This is a genomic window from Dictyobacter kobayashii (assembly GCF_003967555.1).
Classification (GTDB): domain Bacteria; phylum Chloroflexota; class Ktedonobacteria; order Ktedonobacterales; family Ktedonobacteraceae; genus Dictyobacter; species Dictyobacter kobayashii.
Genome location: NZ_BIFS01000001.1, coordinates 4,476,234 through 4,503,080, shown reverse-complemented (window position 1 = coordinate 4,503,080; position 26,847 = coordinate 4,476,234). Strand labels below are relative to the sequence as shown.

Below are 26,847 nucleotides of genomic sequence, written 5' to 3'. Positions count from 1 at the left end.
CTCAAACGCAGGCGTGAAGATCATGAGGATAAGACATATTCTTATACAAATAAATATGCAAGTTTATTAATAAACGAAAGGGAGCGCGCATGGTTAATGTGGGCATGGGAGAACTTGTAGAGATTATTCTACCAGTCCATGATATGAATCTACAGGTTGCATTCTATCGCGACATACTAGGACTACATGTCTATGAGCCAGAAGGCGTGCAAGATTTTCGAGACTTTTATGATGTGAAGTTATATACAGGTACCTGTATGTTAGTCTTACACGTCGTCCGGGGCGAGGAAATTGTAGGCGAGAATGCACCAAAGCTTGTTTTTCGCGTAGCTGATCTACGCCAGAGCCGTACATTGCTGCTTGAGCAGAATATCGAGATCAGCGAGATCCGCTCACCTGAGATTGGTCAGTTAATCTGTGATGGCAAAGATCCAGAGGGCAATATTTTTTCTCTGGAGAGCAGTGATCAAACCGCGCAACTACCCATTCCAGTAACATCGCAACCCGGCCGCGCTCCTACCTATGTTTCGATTAATTCACATCGGGGCCGCAGCATCACTTTATTGCGGGATAATAAGATACTTATCGCCTTAGAGGTGCTGGGCATCATGTTGCTAAACATTGCCAGGACATCATTTAATCTGGTCAGTTTTATGACTATCTTTCTGGTCATTATGGCCCTGCTCTGGTTGCGCGGCAGCAGTTGGAGCCAGATGGGGCTACGCACACCACTACGCTGGCGCTTCACTATCCTATCAGGCTTGATCGGTGGCCTGATCTTATTTGCGATCAGCACACTGGTGGTTGGACCTATCGTTACCGCCATCACCCACACCACACCAGATACCCAGGTATTCAATACAGTGCGAGGTAATCCTGGAGAATTATTTACAACGCTCATCAGTATATGGAGTACCGTTGCCTTTGGAGAAGAACTGGTCTATCGCGGCTACCTTTTCAATCGGATCGCCGATATATTTGGCGGTGGAGGCGCAGGTTGGACCATTGCGCTCTTTGGGCAGGCCATCATCTTTGGGTCCTCACATATCTATCAAGGGATGGCGGGAGTACTGCTAACCGGAGCCTACGGCTTTCTATCTGGGATATTCTATCTACTCTATAAACGTAATCTCTGGCCATGTGTAATTGCCCATGGCCTGATTGACACCATTTCTATTGTGCTTACATTCCTTGGCTGGGCTTAGTGTTACCGTTAAAGCATCTGGCAGGGGGTTGTCCATAGAGATCACCTCATAGTACAATGGGAAGAGTAAAGAGTTCCAGGTACTTCGTCCCTTTGGCAGGCAACATACATCCGGGAACCGAGGTATTGACCTGGAGCTTTTTCTATTGCCGTTGGTGTTCTGTTCTTCCAGGCACATGACACATGCACGTATACCTGCATTTTCTCAAACACGTTCATCTATTTCAGAAGCAAGCACATATACAGAACATCATTTATTAATGATATATTGGATGAAGAGGAGCGGTCTATGACAACAACAGAGCTGAATCAACGCGACTGGGTCACCCTTGAGCAAAAATATTATCAAGGCACATTTAAACGCCACCCGATTACACTTGTACGCGGTGAAGGCACACGTGTATGGGATAGTGAAGGCAAGAGCTATCTCGATTTTGTGGCTGGGATTGCAGTCAATGTTCTGGGTCATTGTCATCCTGCTGTTGTCGAAGCTGTTCAACAACAGGTGACACAACTTGTACATGTTTCTAACCTCTACTATAATGTGCGTCAGATTGAGCTGGCTGAGCTACTGGGCATTCAGAGCGAGGGTATGCGCTCATTCTTCTCCAATAGCGGTGCCGAAGCCAATGAGGGGGCAATAAAACTCGCTCGTAAGTATGGTCGCTTGCACCGTAACGGGCCTACGAGATCATTAGTATGGAGAATAGCTTCCATGGGCGTACCATGGCAACCACGGCCGCGACCGGCCAGGCTGCTTACCAGGCAACCTGGGCTCCCCTACCAGATGGTTTTAAACAGGTTCCATTTAATGATCTTGAAGCGATTAAACAGGCGACCAGCGACAAAACCGCGGCTATTCTGATTGAAGCGGTCCAGGGTGAAGGCGGCATCTGGCCAGCATCCCAGGAATTCATGCAAGGCTTGCGGGCCTGGTGTGATGAACAGAACCTCGTGCTCATCTGCGATGAGGTCCAGGCTGGCTCAGGACGTACCGGGAAATTCTTCAGCTGGCAACACTATGTACGCCCTGATATTGTCACTATGGCCAAGGGCCTGGCCGGTGGCGTACCGATAGGTGCTATGCTAACCGGTCCACGCACAGATCTGTTTGTGCCAGGCGATCATGGCACCACTTTTGGTGGGAATCCTATTGCCTGTGCCGCCGGCATTGCCACCGTCAAGACGATCACCGAGCAAAATTTACTCGATAATGCAACCAGAATGGGCGAATACTGGAAAGAAAAACTAGAACACCTCTGCGCTAAATACCCATTCATCGATAGCCCACGCGGTATTGGTCTGATGCGGGCCGTCAATGTAAAACATGGCCTGGGACCTGTGATTGTACAAAAAGCTATGGAACATGGGCTGCTCCTCAATAGCACCAATCCACAGACCCTGCGCATGATTCCGCCTTTGATCTTGAACACCGCCGATATCGATGAGGCAACCGAACTGCTTGACACCACCCTGGCAGAAGTAGCAGAATTGCCTGCCGCCCAGGCTTAAATCCAAAAGAAAAAAGATGGATGACACAGTTGTGTCACCCATCTTTTTTCTTTTACAGACTCCGAGCTATATCCTACCATCTCTCGTTTGTGGTGTGAGAAGATGTCCATTCTTTCCTGTGTGTAGTGTGTGGTGGTCGGCCGCAGCCGACCACCACACACTACACACTCCCAACCCGGCGCCGCAGGCGCCAACGAGGAACAGTAAAAAAAAAGCCCTGTATAAATCGGGATATATTTTGACACATAATTATATGCAATGCTATAATTATGTGATTATATTCTCCTCAACCATATCTAAAGTTCAGATATTGCAGGGTTGTGGCACAGCGTCGTGCACAGGTGGATGGGCAAGAAATACTTCAATAACCATTCAGCTTTTTCTACTGGCAGCAAATATTCATTATCTACTATGTGCAGGAGTTCTTTGTGAATAGCGATAGACAATCTTCAGTAATGCCTTCTATTATGACGGAAGAAAAAAAGAAAATTAAACGCGATTTCCGCTTCATAGATATGCTTTTCTACACCATCGCAGCCATTCTTGGTATTGATACATTGGGAGCCGTCTCTTCCTATGGTGGTCAGGCGCTATTCTGGATTCTCTTTTCGGCCATCACATTTCTCCTTCCCTACGGGCTTTTAGCGGCAGAGCTAGGAAGTGCCTTCCCACAAGAGGGAGGGGTATATGAGTGGAGCAGCCGGGCCTTCGGACGCTTTTACGCGGCGCTAACCACTATGTTCTACTGGATTTCAAATCCACTCTGGATCGGTGGCACCATGTTTGTTACGGTGATTACCTCCATTAAACTCTTCTGGTTCGGCAACATCAATACGTTACTGGGTGGCAATAAAATCACCGACACAGTATTCACTATTTTGATCTCACTGGTGTTTATCTGGGGCACTATCATCTGTGTACTCTTGCCAATGCGTAGTGGGAAATGGCTCTCGATCATCGGCTCGATCCTTAAACTGGCCCTACTGGGACTCTTTGTCATCCTGGCGTTAGGGCTGCTGCTCCAAGGACATGCTCCAGGTGCACATTTGCAAGCACGAGACTTTATGCCCACCGGCGATTGGAGTCTGATTATCAGCGGCATACTTCCTCTGCTCATTTTTAAATGGACCGGCTTTGAGGTACAGAGTGGCGCGGGTGAAGAGATGCACAATCCACAGCGCGATGTACCACGCTCACTCCTGGGAGCTGGTAGTGTGGCACTGGTTGCCTATACAATCCCGATTGCGGTCATTCTACTGGCACTGAATAAACAACAAATTGCCAATTCAAGCGGCTTTTTGCAGGCTATTAGCAATGTATTTGTTATCTTGCCTGCTCCGTTGATGATTGTGTTAAAAATCATCCTGGTTCCCGCCATCACGATTACCATGGCCTCAAGTGGCGCTACCTGGATGGGTGGTGCTAACCGTACTTATGCCATCGCGGCCCTCGATCATGCCGCGCCCAGAGCATTAGGACGCTTTAGCGCGCGCTATGGCACCCCAATAACAACAACAATTTTGTGCGGAGTTATCGCCACGATAGCAATGGTAGCCACGGTCCTGATCACTACTTTTGGTGATGGTTCCGTGCAGTCCCTCTTCGCCCTGGTACTCGGCTTCACCGTATCAATCAATATCCTGTCCTACCTCTTCATCTATCCAACCTTCCTGGTATTGCGCTATAAATATCCTCAAGTCAAGCGCCCTTATCGCGTGCCTGGAGGAAAGATTGGAGCCTGGCTGGTCACCATACTCACGACCGCATATGCCTTGGTCGCGGTCATCTTTATGCTGTTCCCCACGAATGAGGTCATTCAGCTTTCAAACGTGGCACGCCTGCCATATGAAGCCACCCAGTTAACCGCGCTGGGAGCCATCGTCTTACTGGCGATTGTCTTCTACTTCTGGGGCAAACGTGAACAGAAGCAAGAAGAACAGCAAGCCCAGCTATCTGCTACGACCACTGAAAAGTCGCCAGTAGCTGTTATTGATTAAGATTTCTAGAACCATAAGCAGAAGACCCCCACGCTTCCCAAAGGAGGCATGGGGGTCTTCTGCTTATGCTCTGTTTAGCTACGCATAGCAATACGGGTAATTGCCATACTAGCCACCTCTTTGACTGTTCTGCGCCGTAGATCCGGCTTATCAGCCGAAACGGGTGTTTCATCGGCTTGCAGGAGGGCGAGTTGCGGCAAGGCTTGTTGTGCTCCCAGAAAGCCAAGGGCTTCGGCGGCATTGGCTCGCACATGACTGTTATCATCGCTGAGTTTGCTCAACAGCGGGACGATAGCCCGCATGTCTCTGCAGCGTCCAAGAGCTTCTGCTCCCATTGCACGCACCTTCGGATGTGGATCAGATAAGGTATGGATCAGAGGTATGACAACGCTGCTGTCAGGCATATCAGCCAGGGCCAGGGCGACATGCCAGCGCACATAATAATTGTCATCAGCCAGTTGGCCTAGTAAAGGCTCAAGGGCACGCCTATCACCAAACCGGCCCAGAGCCGTTGCAGTTGCAGCCTGGACATAGTGGGAGAGCCCCTGACTCTTATCAGATAACCAGGGGAGTAAAGCCAGCAGGATACAGGAGATATGCTGCACATGCTTGCATCCAAGTATTCCCAGGGTTTTAATCATGTATGAGCGCAGAAAACTGTCAGAGGTGGTCGTCAGGGCTCCTACTAACGGCTCGATAGCTCGCTCATCACCCAGGTGACCCAGGGCGATAATAGACTCCTGGCGGACACGTTCCTCATCATCCTGCATAGCTCGTTGCAACAACGGCTCTACGGCCTGGAAATCATTTAAAGAGCCCAGGGCCTCGATGATCTCGATACGTTCATAATACTGGGATTCTGGCAGCAAGGTCAGCAAGGGACCAACCGCGCGGCTATCCCCCAGCAAAGCAAGCGCATGGATAGCTTCCACGCGCACACGTTCTTTTTTATCGTTAAGGGCCAGGATGAGCGGCAAGACAGCGCGCTGATCGCAGAGGAGTCCAAGGGCTTCCGCAGCATGACAACGCGCGTCTGTATACTCATCGTGTAGCATAGAAATCAAAGGTTCTACGGCCCGATAATCACCAAGTTTTCCCAGGGCTTCGGCGGCCTGGGCGCGTATATATCTATCTTCATCCCTGGTGGCAATAAGCAGTGCGACCACGGCACGCTTATCCCCGAGCTCTCCCAGAGCTTCAGCCGCGCAATAGCGCATATCCGATGATTTACTGGCCAGGGCGGCCAGCAAGGGTTCAAGGGCGGCCTGGCCAAACGCAGCCAGTGTCTGGCTAGCTACCAGGCTGACCTCGCCCGTCTCATTCTCGAATAAAGCTATCAGTGAGCTAATTGCGCGCGGATCGCCCAACTCGCCTAAAGCATAGATCGTTTCCAGGCGACGTTTCTGTTGCGGGTGATGAAGTGTGGTTAGTAATTCTTGCAAAAGACTGTCATCATGGGACGACAAAGCAGCTTGAACAGAGCTTGCCTCAACATTGAAAGCTACTGCCACAGGCTCTCCGCCCTCCTCACCATCGCTATCCCGGCGCTCGCTACTGCTATGAACCGGAACAATGTCATCGTCACTATTTAGATCGGCAAGGAACCGCTCTAAAGAATGCCTTATATCTATCATAATGTTCCTTAAATTCTCTTTACATAGAAAAGGGGTAAATTTATGCTGCGATCATATCTACCTATACAAGTAATGTACGATTGCAACATATTCCACTAACACTACGTCCTCTGACCTGCCACCCCTCACAATATTATCCAAAAATCGATAAATTAAACTCTGCGATTAAGATGCTGATGAACTCACCCCTTGACTCTCTTCCACAGACTGTTATACTAATATGTGTGGAAGATATCAAATAAGGATACTCTTTCAACACAAATGACAGCTTGTTCTTCTGGCAACTGGCGATAGAGTGGAATAACCACGAGGAAGCCCGGAGAACTGAACACAACAGTCGCTCGCCTGGGCTGGATATATGAAGAAACGTCTCATGACGTTTTTGGAATATTGACAGCAAAGGAGTAGCGACGATGTCTACAATCGCCACAGAACAGTCTCTGCTGGTTCGCTATCTAAACAGCCTCAATGGTCAAACTCCCAACTCTGCTGCGGCGGCTTTTTATGCTTCTCTTGACCAGATCAATAGCATTTCGCCCACCATCGCGACGGGAATTATTCAAGAACTACACGATCAGCGCAGCAACTTGAAAATGATTGCCAGCGAAAATTATAGCTCGCTTGCCACGCAATTGGCAATGGGTAACCTCTTAACCGATAAATATGCTGAGGGCTATCCTAACCATCGTTTCTATGCTGGCTGCGATAACGTGGATGCCATTGAGTCTGAGGCGGCCCAGCTGGCCCAGGAGCTCTTTGGCGCGGATTACGCCTATGTGCAGCCACATTCCGGAGCCGATGCTAACCTGGTTGCCTTTCTGGCTATTCTCTCAGCTAAAGCACAAAAACCGGTCCTAGCAGAATTGGGACAGGAAGATCCATCCAAGCTGTCGCGAGAAGATTGGAATAAGGTCCGCGAAGTCGTGCACAATCAGCGCTTACTTTCCCTGGACTATTATTCTGGTGGACACCTCACCCATGGTTATCGCCATAACATCTCCAGCCACCTCTTCGATGTCTATACGTATTCTGTCGATCCACAGAGTGGCCTGATCGACCTGGATCAACTGCGCAAACAGCTGCATGAAGTCCGACCATTGATCCTGCTGGCTGGTTACAGTGCCTATCCTCGTAAACTGAATTTTGCCCGCATGCGTGAGCTGGCGGACGAGGTGGGGGCCGTGCTGATGGTAGATATGGCCCACTTTGCGGGTCTGGTAGCTGGCAAAGTCTTCACAGGCGATTTTGATCCTATTCCGCATGCACATGTAGTTACATCCACCACCCATAAGACATTGCGTGGACCACGTGGTGGCCTGGTGCTGTGCAAAGCAGAGTTCGCCGAATGGGTTAACAAGGGTTGTCCCGCCATGCTGGGTGGTCCCTTGCCCCATGTGATGGCCGCGAAGGCGATTGCTTTCCGCGAAGCCTCAAAGCCCGAGTTCCAGACCTATGCCCAGAAAATCGTCGAGAACTCGGCGGCCCTGGCCGAGGCCTGCGTTGCCGAAGGCTTGAACGTCCTTACGGGCGGCTCAGACAACCATCTACTCCTCATCGATGTCGCCAAAACATTTGGTCTGACCGGTCGGCAGGCCGAGTCGGTTCTGCGCGAATGTAAGATTACCTTGAACCGCAACTCCCTGCCATTCGATGCTAATGGCCCCTGGTATACCAGTGGCTTGCGCATTGGCACACCAGCAACCACCACCCTGGGCATGGGACCTGATGAGATGCGCGAGATCGCCAGCATTATCAAGCTCGTCCTCAGCAACGTCACAGCGGCGAAGGCCGCCAGTGGCAAGAAGAGCCTGACCAAATATATTCTGGATGAGCAGATTCTGGCCGAGGCTCAGCAGCGTGTACAGAGCCTGCTGGCTCGCTATCCACTCTATCCCGAGCTGAATCTTGATCTTGTTCAGTCAGAAGCGCCCACGATCAGCACACACTAAGCACCCACTAAGATGTGAACTGCTACTACTCACGGTAAAATGTGAGTGGTAGCACAACTTTGCAGACACAGATACAAGCCCATAGCATCAGAGGAAAACAGAGCAAATCATGACAAACAACGAATTGACCCTGCGATATGGATGTAACCCACATCAGAAACCTGCCCGCGTCTTTGCGAAAAATGGCGAGCTGCCTTTTAGCGTTCTCAATGGCGCTCCCGGCTATATTAATCTGCTGGATGCGCTCAACTCGTGGCAACTGGTGAGAGAGCTCAAAACGGTACTACAATTGCCTGCCGCCGCCTCTTTCAAGCATGTAAGTCCTGCCGGTGCGGCCGTTGGCCTGCCTTTGAGCGATGAGCTCAAAAAGGCATATGACGTGGATGATCTGGAGCTCTCCCCGCTGGCCACCGCCTATGCCCGTGCCCGGGGAGCCGACCGACTCTCATCCTTTGGAGATTGGGCCGCCCTCAGTGATGTGGTGGATGTGCCAACCGCGCGCCTGTTAAACCGTGAGGTCTCTGATGGTGTGATCGCGCCTGGATATGAGCCAGAAGCCCTGGAGATCCTGCGCAAAAAGCAGAAGGGGCGCTATATCGTCCTGCAGATCGATCCAAACTATGAACCAGCAGAGTTCGAGCAGCGCGAGGTCTTTGGTGTCACCTTCGAGCAGAAGCGCAATACCAGCCTGGCCAGTCCCGAATGGTTTAGCCATATTCCCACTAAAAATACTGAGTTACCCGAGGCAGCCAAACGCGATCTGCTGATCTCTTTAATCGCGCTCAAATATACCCAGTCGAACTCGATCTGCTTCGCGGTAGATGGACAGTGTATTGGCATCGGAGCGGGCCAGCAGTCGCGCATCCAATGTACACGTCTGGCAGCTTCAAAGGCCGCTATCTGGTACCTGCGCCTGCATCCAAGAATCGCCGAATTGCGCTGGAAACCCGGCATCAAACGCCAGGACCGCGTCAACGCCATCGATCTTTATCTGCGCGATGATGTGACACCAATCGAGCTCGAACAGTGGAAAGAGAATTTTGAAGAGGTGCCACAGCGCCTGACCGCTGACGAGAAACAGCAGTGGTTGAAGACCCTCACCGGGGTAGCTCTGGGATCAGATGCCTTCTTCCCTTTCCGCGATAGCATCGATTGTGGAGCGATGTATGGGGTGAAGTATATCGCCCAGCCCGGTGGTTCGCTGCGCGACGATAATGTTATCGAAGCCTGCGACGACTATGGTATGGTCATGGCCTTTACTGGAGTACGCCTCTTCCATCACTAGACCACCCGGATTGATGTCACAACACTAACCAGGCGCCAATCAGACAAAAGAGAAGCTGCTGGATCAGCAATACAACTGATCCAGCAGCTTCTCTTTTGTCTGATAAATTTATAACAATTAAACTTTTTCTGGATAGGCGGCCTGTTCAGCATCCACAACTTCTACTTTTTGCGCCGGGGTCTTGCCAACCACGCGACCAAGCAGGAAAGTAATCAGGCACAGGAACACCACAAAACCCAGGCCAATACGGAGGCCAAATCTATCGGAGACAAAACCAATCACCGGCGGGCCAATCAGAAATCCCACATAGCCACAGGTTGAGACGGTAGCGATAGCGATCTCGGCCGATCCAGTAGAGCTCCGACCAGCGGCACTTAGGACGAGTGGGAACAATACAGCCAGTCCTAAACCGACCAGGCCAAGGCCAACGATCACAACCGGGGTCCAGACAAAGAGTAAGCCCAGGCCAAGGCCCAAAGCAGCCAGGAGTCCACCCAGACACACCAGGAACGCTGGCCCGAGCCGCGCTGCAATATAGTCACCAACGCCGCGACCTATGGCCATACATAATGAGAAGACCGCGAAGCCAGCAGCAGCCAATCCAGCCCCCGAGTGCACAGTACCGGAGAGATAGACGGCACTCCAATCGGACATCGCTCCTTCACTGATTAAGGCACAAAAGGCAATCGCGCCCAGTGCAATCAAGGTACCTGAAGGTCGCGCAAACAAGGCTTTCTTTTTGTGCGGCTCGGCCTTCCCTGCCTGCTCACTGACAGGAGATGAGGGCAAGAGGAAGCGCGAGGCCACCAGGACCTCAATAACGGCCAGGATAGCGATCAGTAAGAAATGAGTCAGAGGGCTAACATTATATGAAGCAAAAATACCACCCACAAAGGCACCAGCCAGTGCACCAACGCTATAGCAGGCGTGAAAAGAATTAAAGATAGGTTTTCCATATTGCTGTTCGACGGCTGCCCCCTGCAGGTTCATGGTGACATCCATCGATCCATTAAAGCCACCCAGAAAGACTAATGCTACACTCAGCCAGAGTAAATTAGGGGCGACAGCTAACATTGGTAGTGTAATACATAAACCAATGGCGGATAATGTAGTAATAAGGGCACTACCAAAGCGCACCGAGATACGCCCGGCCACATTCATAGCCAGCAAGGCTCCTACAGCCGCACCAAGCAGAGCAATACCTAACTGGCCGGGCGGCAAATTCAATTTTGTCTGGATAGCAGGAATACGTGTTGCCCAGGTAGCAATCACTGTTCCATTGCTGAAAAAAAGAGCGATAACGGCTGCCCGCGCAATAAGCACCCTGCGCCTATCTACCTGCTTATAATTTGAGACCATATCAACCTTTCATTCTCAACACATTGTTCACTTTAAAATCATCCATATACCACCCCATCTCCCTCTACAAACCCGCATCAAATTGCAGTACTACTTCTATAATAACCGCATAAATGCGCAAAATCAAGGAAAATATTGCGTTTTTCTGCGTTAACATAGCGTAAAATCGCATGGCAAGCCTTATGATAAGGCTAAGTAAAAGGTAAAAACCATAATTTGGCACAGAATAACATGTGATCATCAGGGATCAACGAGCTCAAGTGACGATTTTTTGCCAGCCAATCATCACCTGAGCACTCTAAAAAAGATGTATAAAACTATAAGAAATCAGATGGCTTATTTGAATGCTGCATGCTGGCGGGAACGTTGCTGCTGTTTCAAGCGTTCTTCCTCATAAGCCTGCATACTGACACTCAGGCCACGCTCCGCCAGTATTTTCTGGGTCAGATCAAGTGGAAAACCAAAGGTATCATACAGCTTAAATGCCTCAGGACCTGGTAGTGTGCGCTGGCCAGCTTGTGTCAATTGCTGGCACACCTCCTCCAGAAAACGCAATCCTCTGCTTAAAGTGCGCTGGAAACGTTTCTCTTCAGCCGTTAGAAGCGCCTGAATATCAGCACTACTTTGCTGTAGTTCAGGATACTGCTGGCCAAGTATATCGATACTCACCTGCGCGACCGATGCCAGAAAGGGCTGCTCCAGACCCAGGGTACGTCCCATATACGCCGCCCGCCGGATCAGGCGCCGCAAGACATAGTCGCGACCATTATTGCCAGGAACGACATGATCCGCAATCAAAAACGCCAACGACCGGCTGTGATCCGCAATCGCATTATACGTTGGCTGATGTTGTTGATAATGTGCATTGCCTTGCCGGTTGAGCTCCAGCAAACGCTGCAAGATGGGTAGAAACAGATCGGTCTCATAGCTGCTCTGAACGCCCTGTAGCGCCGTTGTAAGGCGTTCCAGACCCATGCCGGTATCGACAGAGAATGCGGATAAAGGGGTCAGGCTTCCCTGCTCATCACGATTATACTGCATAAACACCAGGTTCCAGATCTCCATATAATCATCGTCCGCAGAGTTTACGCCTTCGGGACGCTGCTTACTCGGGTCTGAACCACGATAATAGTGGATCTCGGAACACGGGCCACATGGGCCAGTCTCACCCATAGACCAGAAGTTATCCTCATCCCCAAAAGGCAGGATGCGCTGGCGCGGCACACCAACCTCTTCCCAGATGCGCGCCGACTCCTCATCATCCTTATATACAGAGATCCAGAGACGCTCCACAGGCAGCTGGTAGACCTGGGTCAAAAGCTCCCACGCGGTATGAATTGCCTCTTGCTTGAAGTAGTCTCCAAAGGAGAAGTTACCCAGCATCTCAAAAAAGGTATGGTGTCGTGGAGAACTGCCCACACTCTCTAAATCATTATGCTTGCCTGAAACGCGCAAACATTTCTGGCTACTACACACCCGCGTATACGGCAACTGTTCCTGGCCCAGGAACACATTTTTAAAGGGCACCATACCTGCATTCACAAACAACAAGCTTTTGTCTGACGACAAGACAAGCGGACTGCTTGACAAGTATTTGTGCTGCTTGTGCTGAAAGTAGTCCAGAAAGGTGTGCCGAATCTCATTGCTCTTCATCATTTTCTCCTTATTTCTCTCATGATCTGTTTACTATCTAGCGCCCTCACTGCTCAATTGAAGAAGGGCGAACCACCTACGATACCATGCACAGCTACTTACAAGTGGTAGAAAAGAGAGATAGGCGCACCGCAAACCAAACAAAAAGCCCGCCCCGAGTTATAACTCAGGGCGGGCTGATAGTTCTTTATCAAAACCCGTGGTACCACCTGTATTGGAAGCCACGTTGTATATGCGATTTCCCTCTTATCAGACACGGAATGCATAGCTAGCTAGCTATAAAAAGCATCAGCTATTCGAATTGGTCAGTTACAAAAACTGATTCGCCTGTCAGGCAGCTGCGCTCATACGATTGAATAGCATTGTATTCGATGTCCTGCCCCTGGATAACGGAGGGCGACCGGCAAGAATTACTGACAACCTGTGTTGTGTTCGTCCCGCATCGCGATCCAGCTTACACCGGATCAGAGGGGGGCATTCCATGAGCTTGCTGAGATATCGGACTCTCACCACTTCCGACTCGCTGGCGCTCAGAGCAACATGTACTCGTCCCTCGTAACGATTTCTAAGTATTGTACAGGCAGTATACCTAACCCACAAAAATGTGTCAAGCACACCATGAACTTGTTTATCCTTGATGTGATTGGGGTTTGAGGATATAACCGGCGATCTCGTAGCCACGGCCCGGACGTTCCTTGTCGGGCAGGTCGGTGAGCCATTCCCATTGGGCTTCTTCGACGATCTCAAAGGCATTTTTGACGAGGTCGGGAAAGATACGTGGTACAAGAGGTAAGACGCGACGATGGGTGGCATCGTGGTCGGTGCCGTATACGTCAAAGGCGAAACCACGAATGTCGGTTAACAAGACGACTACGCCACCCAGGTCGAGCAATTCACGCAGATAGTGAAGGTGCGCATTGATAACACGGATACGAAAAGCCTGGGCCGCATCCTGATAGCGTCGATGGCGCTCTTGATCCACCATTAGCTCTGGCGCTACCTGCTGGGCACGATCCAGGATATCCAGGAGTGGATAGCTGAATAGCTGCGAGAGCACAATCGAGCTAACGACCAGGCCAAAGTCACCTGAGCGCAGGGTATGGATCACAGGTGGATCGGGCACAACACTTTGCTCAAGGCACTTTGCGGCGGCATCAAAGAAAGCCCGGCTACCTTGAGCAGCCAGGGCTTTCCAATCTTCGCGGCGCAGCAGGCGCGTGAGATTGCTGCTCACGCCACCACTGATATCGCACTGCACAAAACGGACACGTTTGCGTAGCGAGGCCGCCAGCAGTTCATCCCTACCACGCTGCATCGAATTGAGATCCAGATCGGCCAGCACCACCTCATCGGAGGAACGGGCGATATCGGATAACGGAACCTCGGTACAGGCTCCCGCCCCTAGTACCAGGCTACTCCTGGAGGTACCTACGGAGCGCTGCAGCAGGCCGCGTGAAACGAAGGTAGCACAATTTTTGAGATGCTGCGGCGCATGCTGGCGAAACCATTCGCGCCGCTCCTTGCCTTGCATCTGGCTATTATAAGAAGAAAGAGTATCAATACGCACGATTTGCTATTTCCCGCTATATCTGGGGGGACGTTTCTGCATAAAAGCCTGAACGCCCTCACGATGATCGGCAGTGTTAATTGCCCTGGATTGAAAGTCACCCTCTAATTGTAGCACGGCTGCCAGATCTTTATCCTGCGACTCATGAAATAGTTGCTTGATCAAGCCATAGGTACGTGTTGGTCCATGGGCCAGGCGCCGGGCCAGCAGGATAACAACCTCTTCAAAGTCTGCCAGCGGAACACACTTGTTGACCAATCCGATGCGCTCGGCCTCGGCACCATTGATCTCTTCTGCCAGCAACGCCAGTTCTAGAGCCTTAGCCGAACCTAGTAAACGCGACAAGAAGTAGGCACCACCACCATCGGGAACCAAGCCGATACGCGCGAATGCCTCTGAAAGGCGGGCATTATCGGCAGCGATACGCAGGTCGCATGCCAGGGCGATATTAAGCGAGATGCCGGTAGCTACTCCATGGATAGCCGCAATCACAGGCTGGGGAAGTTGCTGCAGGCCCATAACCAGACGATGATAGGCACGTAAATGTTCATGGGCAGTCGAGGCACTCTCTTCAGTTTGAGCATTGGCAAAGAGCGAAAGATCCTGACCAGCGCCAAAAGCGCGACCCGCTCCGGTCAACACCACACAACGGATCTCCTCATCCTGTGCGGTCGCCTCCACAATCTCGATCATTTCTTGCAACATCAGATCATTAAAAGCATTTAAGACCGTTGGGCGATTCATTGTAATCGTCAAAACACCAGCATCGAATTGAACCAGCACATGTTGAAAATCGCTGCGCATAGCATACACCTCTTCCTTGAATGGTAATGGATAGTGCGATCTAATTGAAGCTGAGGGATAGTGGAGTAGAGAGTACTGATTACAGCTTGATCGTCGGTGTATCCAGCATCAGCACTTCGAGGGCCACCCGTGCGTTCACATTTTGATCCAGGGACTCCTGAGTTTGGAGAATAGCACGCACCATACGCTCAGCCTCATGGGTCCCAACCTTAGCGGATTGCGTCTTTAATAAATCGCGCATATCGACGTTAACGGTAAGGTCAAGACAACCATTTGCTGCCAATACCATATCACGCCACCACAGCAACCACAACTCAAGCATATGTCGCAGTTTCTCGCCATCGGTCCCTAAGCGCTGAACAAAATCAAAGCGCTGCACTTTAGTCACGGCTGGCAGCTTCGTCAATACATCCAGTTGAGCTTTACGCTCATCCAATAGGTCTTCCTCTTCCACAGCCTGCACAGCCCAGCCTAAGCGACCAGCAGCCAGGGCGGAAACCAGAGTAGCCTCTTCCGGCTCTACCTCCCACTGTTGTTCAAGGGCCTGCTTGATCTGCTGTGAGGTCAGCAGTTGCATCGGCACCTGCTGGACACGGGAGAGGATTGTTGGCAGGAGTAATCCAGTATCTGGAACGGTAAGCAACAGGACCACATCCGCCTCTGGCTCCTCAAGGGTTTTTAAAATACAGTTCGCGGCCTGCACATTCATATCCTGGGCATTCTCAATAATGAAGATATTGCGTCGCCCTTCTAACGTACGGCGCGAGGCATCGGATTGCAGGGCGCGCACCTGCTCGATCAGGATAAATTGCTTATCGGCAGCTTTTGTAATCACATGCACATCGGGATGATTGCCATGCATGACTTTACGGCAGGAGAGACAGCTATTGCACGGCTCCTGAGGAGAGATATGGGGGTCGGGCCCACCAGTACATAACAGGGTCTGGGCGAAACGCAGGGCCAGCGTACTTTTGCCGATTCGAGCCGGGCCCGCGAATAAATAAGCATGGCGTACCTGCTGTGCCGCCAATGTACGGCGCAGGATATCCACAGCATGTCCGTGGCCAACAATATTCCAACCTGGTGTTTGTACCTGATGGCTTCCCATGCCAACATAGTAACAAAAATGCTCTACAATGGCAAGCTCTTGCAAGCAATCATCAGGGCTTTTTCATGTCCGTCCAGCGATCACGAGCAAGCCATACGATCTCCTTTCTTTCAGGTGTGGAGTGTGTCTGGTGAGCGGCCGCACGAACAAGCACTGGCTTGCTTCAGTGCTTGTTCATGTTCCTCCAGAGCTCGCAGGGAGATCACGAGCAAGCGATACGATGGACCTTCTTTCAAGTGTGGAGTGCGTGGTGGGCGGCCGCAGCCGCCCACCACGCACTCCACACCCCCACCCTGGCGCCGCAGGCGCCAAAGAAGAAAATCAAAAGCCCTGAGCAATCATCAGTATACTCTCGTATGGATGAGTTAATAAGGTTGAGCGGTAAGCCCTTAAAAGCCGAGAAAATGCTTGGTATTCTTTAGAGTAGCAATTTATTCCAGCAAAAGCGACAGGAGCAGCATCAATCTCAAGAGATATATGGTATACTGTCCCCTGTAAGTGCTCGTGGTTACTACGCTTAGAAATCTCGCAAGCAACTCTTATCCCAACCACAGACAAAAAATGTTTTACCTTTTACCGAGAGTGGTGTAATCCAATATACGGAAACGTCTATTAGCTCACAGCATACGTAATTATAATATGCTATGCTAACAATACACCTGTGTACTCTCTTAGAAGTATGTAAAAAATCTGCATTATACAAGGCCGATGTAACCGATGGATACCTCTATACGTTTCTACAATACGAATAGCAAATTGAGTTCATCAGCAAACGATGAACAAAGCCGTTCGACTATTCCTATGTCAGAGGATGAAGACGGTGGCGAGGAGAGTGCCTTCGAAGAAATTGAAGCTTCGGAGCAATCCCAGTCGGAAGAACAGGCACCACCAGAGCAGGTAAATGTCGCCGATTTTGAGGCTATTTTTACCCGTTTTCAAATGCCAATTACCAACTTCATTTATCATCTGATAGGCAATAGAGAACAGGCTTATGACCTTGCTCAAGATGTATTCGTAAAGGCCTACAAAGCACTTTTAGGAGGAACGGTCGTCCAACCCGGGGCATTATCGGCGTGGCTGTATCGGATAGCGGCCAACACGACAACAGATTCCCTGCGACGTAGACGCTTGATTTCCTGGCTACCACTTTCATTGTTTAATGAGGATCGCGGCATTGGCGCGGGCATGGTTTCAGATTCCGGAGGGACTTCGGGAGAGGGCTTTAATAACAATGAAGAGAACGGTGGCGAGGTACGTTCCAGCTCAGTTAGTTCTATGTATGAGCGCAATGGGTACGACGGCGGACGCTTTGAAAGTCGAGTAGCAGATCGAGAAATCGTTGAACGGGTTTTTCGACAGCTACCACAGAAATATTCAGTGTGCCTCTGGCTTTACGAAAATGATGGTTTATCTTGCGCAGAAATTGCCGAAGTACTAAGTATTAGTTCTTCAGCAGTAAAGATGCGTTTAATGCGAGCAAGAGAACGATTTATTGGATTGTATCAAAAAGAGGTCGGTGAAGATTGAACTGTCGTCAGGCGCGGGCATTGCTCGCCATATATCGTGAACAAAAGCAAGATCCGACGGATACGCCCGAATTAGAACATCATTTGGCGCATTGTGCAGATTGCAAAGACGCATACGCTCAATACCAATTTGTAGGGGAGCGCATACGTTCGATGCCAGCGATTGAGCCATCTCAAGATGCTCATAGCAAGCTGATGCAGGCGTTAGCGGCTGAACATGTGCGTTTCCTGCAACGTACCCCTGCTTCAGCTTCTTCAACGCCTACACCAGTATTTCTTGCACCTTATCTTAAAGATCTGGCTAAACAAACAGAGCATGCTGATTCATTAGCAGCGTTCTCAACCGCGGATACGGGACCACTCCCGATAATTCAAGCCACGCGGCCACGCCGGTCGCGTCAGAGCCAGCATTTTGCCATTATTGGCCTGGCAGCCTCTTTCCTGGTCGTTGTCATGTTAAGCGGCCTGATATCGCTCCTGTTTCTAGCCAATCAAGGACAGCAGGTTGTTCAGCTCCCATCCAACCCGGTAATTATCTCGCGCGTGGAGATAGCTCAGGCGGATACAGCCACGACGTCGACACAAACGAGCTATGCACATGTGGCCAGTGCCATTACCAGCAATAATACTATTTTTTACTCGGCCTATAATGAGGACGGCTCCAATTGGATGCTAGAAAAGTTTGACACTACTGGCGATCCCAATACGAACCATGAAAGCATTCCTCTACTTGCCACGCCCAGCACACGACCACTGATTCTTCTGGGCGGCAACAAAGACTGGTTATTGTGGTTGCAGATGGAGACCCCAAAGCGCATCACAGGTAGACACACTCACGCGCAAACCACCCAACAGGACACACAACCAGGAAAACTAACAGGTTCCTGGAGCCTTAAAGCACTCTATGTGGGCCAGGACCCCAATGCGCAAAACACACAGGCGCAACAAGATGCAGCAACAGATTTCGCCAAACCATTGACCATCCATAGCGACATCTTCAATAGCTCAACGGTGGCGGATTGGGTAAACACGCCAATTCAAGGGGTCAGCTTCTATAATGACCATGCGCTGGTAGCCTTGATTGATAACAAGGGAACATCACATCTACTCAATTACCAATTTGCGCAAAACACGTTGGCAAAAACGACAGAACTGGCTACAGCCCAGGATCAGCACGTACTGACTTCGCCAGCCGCTAGCAGTGATGGCAATAACATTTATTGGGCCGATGAGTGGCTGAACACTAATCATCAACTCAATAGCAATATCTGGACCCAACAGATTGTGGAAGCGGCTCCGTCCAAAACGGGACGCTGGATTCCTCATCCTCAGGCACAGACCTATCTCTATCGCGATGATAGTGCTTCATTCAGACCCCAGATGGTCGATGATACGCTTTTCTTCTTAAACAGGGATAATAGTACGGCCAGTGCGACCAGTACAACGACTCCCACACCAGGAGTAACAGCGACTGCGGCCGACAACACGGTAACACCCACAGCTACAGCAACAGCGCAGGCAGACGCTACCACAACGCCACAGGATGTCTCAAAACTGCTGGGCAATCCTACTGAGATCGATCCTACCGTGATTACCCCACAGGTCGATGCAGAAGCCACGGGCAAACTGCTGGCCTTTACAGCCAATGGTTCGGCCCCGGTAAACACAAATGTCAGTGATAATGAGATCCTCACTGGACTACAAAGTGGTGGTCTATTCTTGATCTGGCAGAACAGTAGCACAAAAGAGTTCAAGATGTACGATACCCGGGCCAAGGTAATGGTCAATGGGATCAACACTATTGATAAGAGCAGTACAGCATTTGTCTCAGTGAATGACACAACTGTCATCTGGACCAAATACCTGGCACCTGATCCTAACAATGCGAACTCAGAGTCGGATGTGACCTTCACAACCCTCAAATGGCCTAAATAATAGGACGCCTGCGACGCGGGCATAACAAAAAGAAGTGGTGCTGGTAGGGCAATCGCTCCTACCAGCACCACTTCTTTTTGTTATGCTAAGGCTAACAGCCAAGTTGCTTGGCAATTAACATGCGCTGTACTTCGCTGGTACCTTCACCGATCTCATTGATCTTAACACTGCGCCAGTAGCGCGAGACAGGATACTCATCCATATACCCGTAGCCGCCATGAATCTGAACCGCCTGATCGGCGGCGCGTTTGGCGGTCTCCGAAGCGAACAACTTGGCCATTGAGGCTTCGCGCGTATAGGGTTTCCCCTGCATATGCAACCAGGCAGCTTTATAATACATCAGGCGAGCCAGTTCTATCTCCATATCCATATCGGCCAACTTGAACTGGATAGCCTGGAACTTACTGATTGGTTGTCCAAACTGTTTCCGTTGCCGGGCATAGCTCAGGGACTCATCCAGGCAGGCCTGGGCCAGTCCAACTGATAGCGCGGCAATAGCGACGCGACCGGCATCCAGGATGCGCAGAAACTGCTTAAAACCATCGCCTGGCTGTCCCAGAATATTCCCTTCCGGCACCTGGCAGTCTTCAAAGGCCAGAGGACGCGTATCAGAGGCCCTCCAACCCATCTTTTTGTAAGCTTTACCAATGACATAGCCCGGCGTACCTTTAGGCACAATAATATTAGAGATCGCATTGCGTCCCTGGGAGGTACGGCCAGTGATGGCTGTAATGGTAACGCCGCCAGTCATCTCGGTCCCGGCATTCGTAATAAAGGCCTTGGTGCCGTTAATATGCCAGTGACCATCCTCCAACACGGCCCGCGTCTGGGTACCACCTGAATCAGAGCCAGCCTCTGGTTCAGTCAAGCCAAAGGCCCACAATTGCTCACCACGAGCCAGTGGAACCAGAAACTGCTCTTTCTGTTGTTGAGAGCCGAAAAGGAAGAACGGCGTCGCGCCTAAAGAGGTATGGGCCTCCATCGTAATACCAACGGAAACATCTCCACGAGAGATCTCCTCAATAGCCAGACAATAGGAAAGGAAGTCTGCCCCTGCCCCACCATATTCTTCGGGGAAAGGTAATCCTAATAGCCCTAGCTCGCCCATCTGGCGAACCACGTGATAGGGAAACGAACCGGTGGCATCTATTTCTTCAGCAATGGGCTTAATTTCTTGCTCAGCAAATTCCCTGCATGTCTGACGAATGGCCATCTGCTCTTCATTGAGTGAAAAGTCCATCTAGAGGGTGATCCTTTCTGCACACTATGTATGTAATCTATGATCAGTACAGACAGTCTGTACTCCACACATTATAGTAGATGGGGCAAAGGATAGCGAGGGGTAAAAAATACCAGAAAAACACAACAAAAAAATCCTCCACCCCGAAGGATGGAGGAGAAGTAACCTACACCAGATTACTGTGAGACAACCTCATTGGTTTCTACACTGGCGCCAACGCCTTTACGCAGCATAGGAACTTTATCCAGGGCCTCCCATGGCAGAGCAACATCAGTACGGCCAAAGTGACCGAAGGCGGCCGTTGGCTGATAGATGGGGCGGCGCAGATCCAGAGCCTGGATGATGCCAGCAGGGCGCAGATCAAAGTGCTCATTAATCAGGCGCACAATCTCTTCATCCGCGACTTTGCCGGTCCCAAAGGTCTCAACAAACAGCGAGAGTGGACGTGCTACGCCGATAGCATAGGCGATCTGCAATTCAACGCGGTCGGCCAATCCAGCCGCCACAATATTTTTCGCAATATGGCGCGCAGCATAGGCAGCCGAACGATCAACCTTCGTGGGATCTTTGCCGCTGAAAGCACCGCCACCATGGCGAGCCATACCGCCATAGGTATCGACGATAATCTTACGACCGGTCAGGCCAGCATCGCCCATTGGACCGCCAGTAACAAAGCGGCCAGTTGGATTGACATAGATCTTAGTCGCATCATCGAGCAGGTGGGCAGGGATCACCGGCTTAATGACATAATCAATTACATCCTGGCGAATCTGCTCGCGATCCACATAATCAGCATGCTGCGTGGAGACCACGATTGTATCCACACGAGTAGGTACACCATGCTCATATTGAACCGTAACCTGAGCCTTGCCATCGGGACGCAAATATGTCATCGGGCCCTGGCCACTCCAGGATTTGCGGCGCACCTGTGACAGCTGGCGGGTCAATTTATGGGACAGACTAATCGGCATCGGCATGAACTCAGGGGTCTCGTTACAGGCGAAGCCAATCATCATACCCTGGTCGCCAGCGCCGATACGCTCTAATTCATCATCGCTCAATTGAACGACTTTATCGCCTTTGGCCTCCCAGGATTTGCTAACACCCATATCAATGTCAGGTGACTGCTTACCAATAGAAGTGGTTACGCCACAGGTGCGATAGTCAAAACCATAATCGGCATTGATATAACCGACCTGTTCAATCGTCTGGCGTACAACCGCAGACATATCGATCCAGGCTGAAGTTGTAATTTCACCAGCAACCAGAACCAGCCCTGTCGTTGTAGCCGTCTCACAGGCTACACGAGCCATAGGATCCTGTACCAGGATCGCATCCAGAATCGCATCAGAAATTTGATCGCACAGCTTGTCCGGGTGACCTTCCGTCACCGACTCGCTGGTAAAAAATGTTTTAGGGCTGCGCATGAAACTCGTCATGGGCCATTCCTTTCTCGAAAAAAATTTGTGACACATGCATATGTATGGCCATGTTTATTACAATTATTCTATGCTGAAGGTGAAATGAGAATTTGCTTGCGGGGCTTAGACATAAAAAAAACCCCTTTTTAACAGGGGTGTGGCATTGCACATTCCCCTCATCTTGCGGCATAGCATAGACCGCCGGAATTGGCACCCTTCCTGTTAGGAACAGGCGGGTTGCCGGGCTTCATCGGGCCGTTTCCCTCCACCTCTCTTGATGAGAGTGATTACACTCATGTATTTATTTGTCCATGTAGCAGATGGTTATACAACCATCTATGCGCGTATCATCATTCTTGATTGTACGCTACAGATGTGCCAAATGTCAATGTGTATTACATTAAAGGGACACAACATGATCGCAAAAGAACGATAAATACTACATTTGACAGCAGAACGCCATCAATTCGTCATAAGCATGCATGGATAGAGTACATTGAGGCAGCGAGAGAAAGAGAAGCGTTGGCTAGCCAGCTACTGACCATTAACCAGTAGCTGGCTAGCCGGCCTCACAGGGAGCACAAACTAGGTGCCCGACTCCCATGAGTTAAGGTACTTCTCTTGCTCAGGTGTCAGCGTATCAAATTTGATGCCCATGGCATGCAATTTGAGTCTGGCAATTTCTTTATCGAGTTCCTGTGGCAAGGTGTAGACCTGGGGCTTCAACTCTTTGGCATGCTCGAGCATATACTCTGAGCCCAATGCCTGGTTAGCAAAGCTCATATCCATCACGCTGGCGGGATGGCCCTCGGCAGCGGACAGGTTGACCAGGCGGCCCTCAGCCAGCAGGTGCACATGGCGTCCATCGGCATAGGTATACTCGTCAACAAAGTCGCGCACGCGGCGCTTGTTCACGCCAAGTTTCTCCAGGGCAGGAATGTTGATCTCGTCATTGAAGTGACCAGAATTAGCGATTATTGCCCCGTCTTTCATCTTCTCCAGATGAGCCTGATCGATCACGTTGATGTCACCGGTAACCGTGATGAAGATATCGCCCAGAGCGGCAGCCTCAACACCAGGCATGACACGGTAGCCATCCATAACGGCCTCTAAGGCACGCGTAGGATCAACCTCACAAACGATGACATTGGCGCCATGGCCATGGGCACGTGAAGCGACGCCACGACCACACCAGCCATAGCCAAAGACCACGATGGTTCGGCCAGCAAGCAGGACATTGGTAGAGCGAATAATGGCATCCAGTGTGCTCTGACCTGTGCCGTAGCGGTTATCAAACAGATGCTTGGTATCAGAGTCATTCACAGCCAGAACAGGGAAACGCAGTACGCCTTGTTTCTCCATGCTGTGCAGGCGAATTACACCCGTTGTGGTCTCTTCCATACCACCAATGATAGTAGGGATCAGATCGGTGCGTTTCGTATGCAGGGTCGAAACCAGGTCACAACCATCGTCCATCGTCATCTGAGGATTGTGATCGAGCACAGAATTGATATGGCTATAGTAGGTTTTCTCGTCCTCGCCTTTGATAGCATAAGTAGGGATACCATACTCGCTAACCAGGGCAGCAGCCACATCATCCTGAGTGGAAAGAGGATTTGAGGCACACAGAACCAGGTCGGCGCCACCCGCTTTTAAGGTGATGGCCAGGTTAGCGGTCTCAGTCGTAATATGCAAACAGCCCGACATACGCACGCCTTTAAGAGGCTGCTCTTTAGCAAAACGCTCACGAATGAGGCGCAATACAGGCATATCTTTGGCAGCCCACTCAATACGGTCTTTACCGCGAGGGCCAGGGAGAGATCTTTCACATCTCCACGGGTTGAAGTTGTCATGTATCTAAAACATTCCTTCCGTTGAAGCACGATTGCGATGGCCTTGGAAAACGTTCTCTCGGGAACATTCCAAATCATTCTACAACATTTCTCAAGACACACTCATGACCTGAAAGACACACGAGGGTACGTAGAGATTTGCTGCCAACCGTCACAACCATACAAACAAATAATTAATGAACCTTCTCTGAATTCCAGGTTGGATCAAAATGAGAGTAGCGGACCAGTTCATTATAGCGCGTTGCGATGTCATCAAGGGTCAAGGGGGTCAAGCCACCAATACCAAAATCCGCACAGGCAAAAGATCCAATAATATTCCCATGCACAACCGCGCGCTTAAGATCATCAATAGCATAGCGTCCCGCAGCATCTGGCTGAACCGTCGAGAGATAGCCAGGAAGCCACCAGCAAAAGAATCGCCAGCCCCGGTTGGATCTACCACTTCTTCCAGCGGATACGAGGGTGCGCTAAAGTAGGTCCCATCGGCGCCAAAGAGCAGTGCTCCATAGCTACCCAACTTAACCACTACATATTTTAAACCAAGCGTAAAGAAGTGCCGCACCGCCGTCAAAATACTCGACTGGTTGGTATATTGTCGGACCTCTTCCTCGCTCATCAAGAGCACATCCACCTGTTTCATAACCTCGGTCAATTGCGCACGAGAAGTGTTTATCCACAGCTCCATGGTGTCCAGAACGGTAAATTGAGCTCTGGGCATCTGCTGCAATACCTCTAGTTGCAATTCGGGCTGAATATTGGCCAGAAAGACTAGCGGGCTATGTGTATATTCTTCTGGCACGACCGGGTGGAAATCACCAAAGACACCCAACTGTGTATCGAGGGTATCACGGGCATTCATATCCATATGATAGCGCCCATGCCAGTGGAAAGTTTTACCATCCTGAATTTGGAGACCATCAAGATTAACAGAGCGATTGCGCCAGAAGTCCAGATGTTCACGAGGAAAATCACTCCCCACAATCCCCACAAGGTTTACCTGATCATAAATGGATGCAGCAGTCGCAAAATATGATGCGGCTCCCCTAACACGCCATCCATCCTGGTAAAAGGAGTTTCTACTGTATCCAGGGCTACTGAGCCCACAACAAGAATAGGCAAGTTTAGCCTCCATAAAAAATGTCTCAGAAAGTAAGAGAGAGTTCTCTCTCACAAAGTTTCATTTGATCGTACTAATTTTTCCTGGTGCGCTTAAATTGGAGTCGCATCGCTCAGATGCTCAATGACTCCATCCAGAAAAGCCAGTGTATTATTGAACTTGTCGCGCGCCATGTTACGAGCGGGAGCGGTATTCAAAGATTGGTACAGCTCGATAAAACGCTCCTCAACGTGGCGTAAAATAGCCGCCAGTACCTCACCGGTAACGGCTCTATTGGGGTAGCGAGCCCCAAATTCGATCAGTGAGGTCACGACAGCAAGCCCACTCAAGCGACCGAGCTTATCGGCATCGTATAAAATACGACCCTCGGTCACCGCTTCGTCGGGTTGATCGGGTACAGCAACAATGGTATGGGTTAAAATAGCCTGCTCTACTTTTTGCACCAGCTCTTCCGGTGCCTCAAGCTTGCGCAAGAATTCAACCGCCATCTCAGCTGATTTAACCTGGTGATCCTGGAAACCATGAGTTACGGTTGAAATGTCATGAAGATACCCGGCGATAATCAATGCATCAGTATTGATGGCAAAGGCCTGGTCTTCCTGAGCCTCTAATTCGAGGGCCAACATCTTACAATTTGCGACCACCGCGCTCACATAGCGAAAGCCCTCGCCGCCCATAACCTCTTCTGCATATTGAGCAGCCGCTTGCACGACATCTGCATCCATTACTAATCAATACCTTCCGTATAAGTCTAGTGCTCCGTATGGATACCGCTCAGGGTTTCTTGATACGGAGGTCGAACAATCCCTTTTTCTGTAATAATAGCAGTTATATAGGGATGAGGCGTGACATCAAATGCGGGATTAGCAACTGCAACACCAGCCGGGGCGATCGGGGTCCCATATAATGTCGTTACTTCTTCAGCTTTACGCTGCTCTATCGGAATGTGCTCTCCTGACGAGAGTGCCAGATCGATAGTAGAGCAAGGAGCAACCACATACAGCGGAATATGATGGGCGTGGGCCAGCACGGCCAGGCTATAGGTGCCAATTTTGTTCGCGACATCGCCATTGGCGGCAATCCGATCAGCACCAACAAAAACAGCCCGAATCTTCCCCAGACGCATAAAATGACCCGCCATATTATCGGTGATCAGGGTCAGTGGCACACCCTCTTGTTGCAGCTCCCACGCGGTTAAGCGCGCTCCCTGGAGGATTGGTCGTGTTTCATCCACAAAGACATGGATACGCTTTCCAGAGCGAGCGGCGACATAGATAGGTGCCAGCGCGGTCCCGATTCCTGTTGCGGCCAGAGCTCCTGCATTACAATGCGTCAACAGGGTATCGCCATCGGCAATCAACTCCGCCCCATACACACCCATCTGCCAGCAGGCCTGCACATCTTCAGCAGCAATCGCCTGAGCCTCAGTTTTCAGAGCAGCCACTACCTGCGGGACAGAACTGGTCTCCTGACAGGCCTGTTGCATACGCCGTTGCATACGCTCAGTAGCCCAGAAGAGATTCACGGCGGTCGGTCTGGTACGACAGAGGAGCTGGCCAACGTCATACACATGCGCCTCCATATCAGCCAGTGTGAGCTCTTGCTGGCGCGCCAGACGCTCTTGCTGGAAACGAGTCGCGGCCAGGGCAATACCAAAGGCAGCGGCGACCCGATAGCAGGAGC

General features: G+C 50.6%; 18 protein-coding genes, 2 pseudogenes and 2 riboswitches. Of the genes and pseudogenes, 7 read left to right on the top strand and 13 right to left on the bottom strand.

The genetic code is table 11. From position 1 onward, the window contains the following. Positions 1-89: 89 nt before the first annotated feature. The 3 genes and pseudogenes from EL645_RS19710 (at position 90) to EL645_RS19700 (ending at position 4,713) form a co-directional block, all read left to right on the top strand. Complete coding sequence (locus EL645_RS19710; protein ID WP_126552092.1) at positions 90-1,205, top strand: CPBP family glutamic-type intramembrane protease; 1,116 nt, start codon at positions 90-92, stop codon at positions 1,203-1,205. 288 nt (positions 1,206-1,493) lie between these two features. Continuing rightward, positions 1,494-2,716 (top strand): annotated as a pseudogene (locus tag EL645_RS45560) (aspartate aminotransferase family protein). A gap of 428 nt (positions 2,717-3,144) precedes the next feature. Then, positions 3,145-4,713, top strand: a complete 1,569-nt coding sequence (locus tag EL645_RS19700; protein WP_126552091.1) for an APC family permease — start codon at positions 3,145-3,147, stop codon at positions 4,711-4,713. Positions 4,714-4,787: 74 nt separating this feature from the next. On the opposite strand, the gene EL645_RS19695 is transcribed toward EL645_RS19700, so the two are convergent. Then, complete coding sequence (locus EL645_RS19695) at positions 4,788-6,347, bottom strand: HEAT repeat domain-containing protein (protein WP_126552090.1); 1,560 nt, start codon at positions 6,345-6,347, stop codon at positions 4,788-4,790. A gap of 270 nt (positions 6,348-6,617) precedes the next feature. Beyond that, positions 6,618-6,705, top strand: a riboswitch (ZMP/ZTP riboswitch). A 55-nt stretch (positions 6,706-6,760) separates the two neighbouring features. Here EL645_RS19695 and EL645_RS19690 point away from each other — a divergent pair. Further along, complete coding sequence (locus EL645_RS19690; protein ID WP_126552089.1) at positions 6,761-8,296, top strand: glycine hydroxymethyltransferase; 1,536 nt, start codon at positions 6,761-6,763, stop codon at positions 8,294-8,296. A gap of 109 nt (positions 8,297-8,405) precedes the next feature. Then, entirely contained in the window at positions 8,406-9,581 is a 1,176-nt protein-coding gene (locus EL645_RS19685) for a phosphoribosylaminoimidazolecarboxamide formyltransferase (RefSeq protein WP_126552088.1), read from the top strand. A 117-nt stretch (positions 9,582-9,698) separates the two neighbouring features. Here the strand turns inward: EL645_RS19685 and EL645_RS19680 are convergent, their stop codons facing one another. The 5 genes from EL645_RS19680 to holB all read right to left on the bottom strand — a co-directional run bounded on the left by EL645_RS19680 (position 9,699) and on the right by holB (position 16,117). Next, a complete protein-coding gene (locus EL645_RS19680) occupies positions 9,699-10,940 on the bottom strand; it encodes an MFS transporter (protein WP_126552087.1) in 1,242 nt (413 codons plus the stop codon). Positions 10,941-11,276: 336 nt separating this feature from the next. Then, positions 11,277-12,596: an alanine--tRNA ligase gene (gene alaS, locus EL645_RS19675; protein WP_126552086.1), complete on the bottom strand. Its 1,320-nt coding sequence runs from the start codon at positions 12,594-12,596 to the stop codon at positions 11,277-11,279. Positions 12,597-13,221: 625 nt separating this feature from the next. After that, complete coding sequence (locus tag EL645_RS19670) at positions 13,222-14,160, bottom strand: hypothetical protein (protein ID WP_126552085.1); 939 nt, start codon at positions 14,158-14,160, stop codon at positions 13,222-13,224. Positions 14,161-14,166: 6 nt separating this feature from the next. Continuing rightward, positions 14,167-14,964 (bottom strand): enoyl-CoA hydratase/isomerase family protein, encoded by a 798-nt coding sequence (locus EL645_RS19665; RefSeq protein WP_126552084.1) that lies wholly within the window; start codon positions 14,962-14,964, stop codon positions 14,167-14,169. A 79-nt stretch (positions 14,965-15,043) separates the two neighbouring features. Then, a complete protein-coding gene (gene holB, locus EL645_RS19660) occupies positions 15,044-16,117 on the bottom strand; it encodes a DNA polymerase III subunit delta' (RefSeq protein ID WP_126552083.1) in 1,074 nt (357 codons plus the stop codon). A 672-nt stretch (positions 16,118-16,789) separates the two neighbouring features. Here holB and EL645_RS19655 point away from each other — a divergent pair. Together EL645_RS19655 and EL645_RS19650 are read left to right on the top strand one after the other, a co-directional pair. Then, complete coding sequence (locus tag EL645_RS19655) at positions 16,790-17,599, top strand: RNA polymerase sigma factor (RefSeq protein WP_126552082.1); 810 nt, start codon at positions 16,790-16,792, stop codon at positions 17,597-17,599. 152 nt (positions 17,600-17,751) lie between these two features. Beyond that, a complete protein-coding gene (locus tag EL645_RS19650) occupies positions 17,752-19,533 on the top strand; it encodes a hypothetical protein (protein ID WP_126552081.1) in 1,782 nt (593 codons plus the stop codon). Between the two features lie 91 nt (positions 19,534-19,624). Here the strand turns inward: EL645_RS19650 and EL645_RS19645 are convergent, their stop codons facing one another. The 7 genes and pseudogenes from EL645_RS19645 to mtnA all read right to left on the bottom strand — a co-directional run bounded on the left by EL645_RS19645 (position 19,625) and on the right by mtnA (position 26,809). Then, a complete protein-coding gene (locus EL645_RS19645; RefSeq protein ID WP_126552080.1) occupies positions 19,625-20,773 on the bottom strand; it encodes an acyl-CoA dehydrogenase family protein in 1,149 nt (382 codons plus the stop codon). Positions 20,774-20,949: 176 nt separating this feature from the next. Then, positions 20,950-22,200 (bottom strand): methionine adenosyltransferase, encoded by a 1,251-nt coding sequence (gene metK, locus EL645_RS19640; protein WP_126554280.1) that lies wholly within the window; start codon positions 22,198-22,200, stop codon positions 20,950-20,952. Between the two features lie 167 nt (positions 22,201-22,367). Beyond that, a riboswitch (SAM riboswitch) is annotated at positions 22,368-22,478 on the bottom strand. A gap of 301 nt (positions 22,479-22,779) precedes the next feature. Continuing rightward, positions 22,780-24,047: pseudogene (gene ahcY / locus EL645_RS19635) on the bottom strand (adenosylhomocysteinase). 268 nt (positions 24,048-24,315) lie between these two features. After that, on the bottom strand, positions 24,316-25,035 hold the full coding sequence (locus tag EL645_RS19630; protein WP_161977510.1) for a PfkB family carbohydrate kinase: 720 nt from the start codon (positions 25,033-25,035) through the stop codon (positions 24,316-24,318). A 5-nt stretch (positions 25,036-25,040) separates the two neighbouring features. Further along, on the bottom strand, positions 25,041-25,166 hold the full coding sequence (locus EL645_RS44325) for a hypothetical protein (protein WP_281276339.1): 126 nt from the start codon (positions 25,164-25,166) through the stop codon (positions 25,041-25,043). A gap of 90 nt (positions 25,167-25,256) precedes the next feature. Further along, positions 25,257-25,889 (bottom strand): HD domain-containing protein, encoded by a 633-nt coding sequence (locus EL645_RS19625; protein WP_126552077.1) that lies wholly within the window; start codon positions 25,887-25,889, stop codon positions 25,257-25,259. A 26-nt stretch (positions 25,890-25,915) separates the two neighbouring features. Continuing rightward, entirely contained in the window at positions 25,916-26,809 is an 894-nt protein-coding gene (mtnA, locus tag EL645_RS19620; RefSeq protein ID WP_246035563.1) for an S-methyl-5-thioribose-1-phosphate isomerase, read from the bottom strand. Positions 26,810-26,847 lie beyond the last annotated feature (38 nt).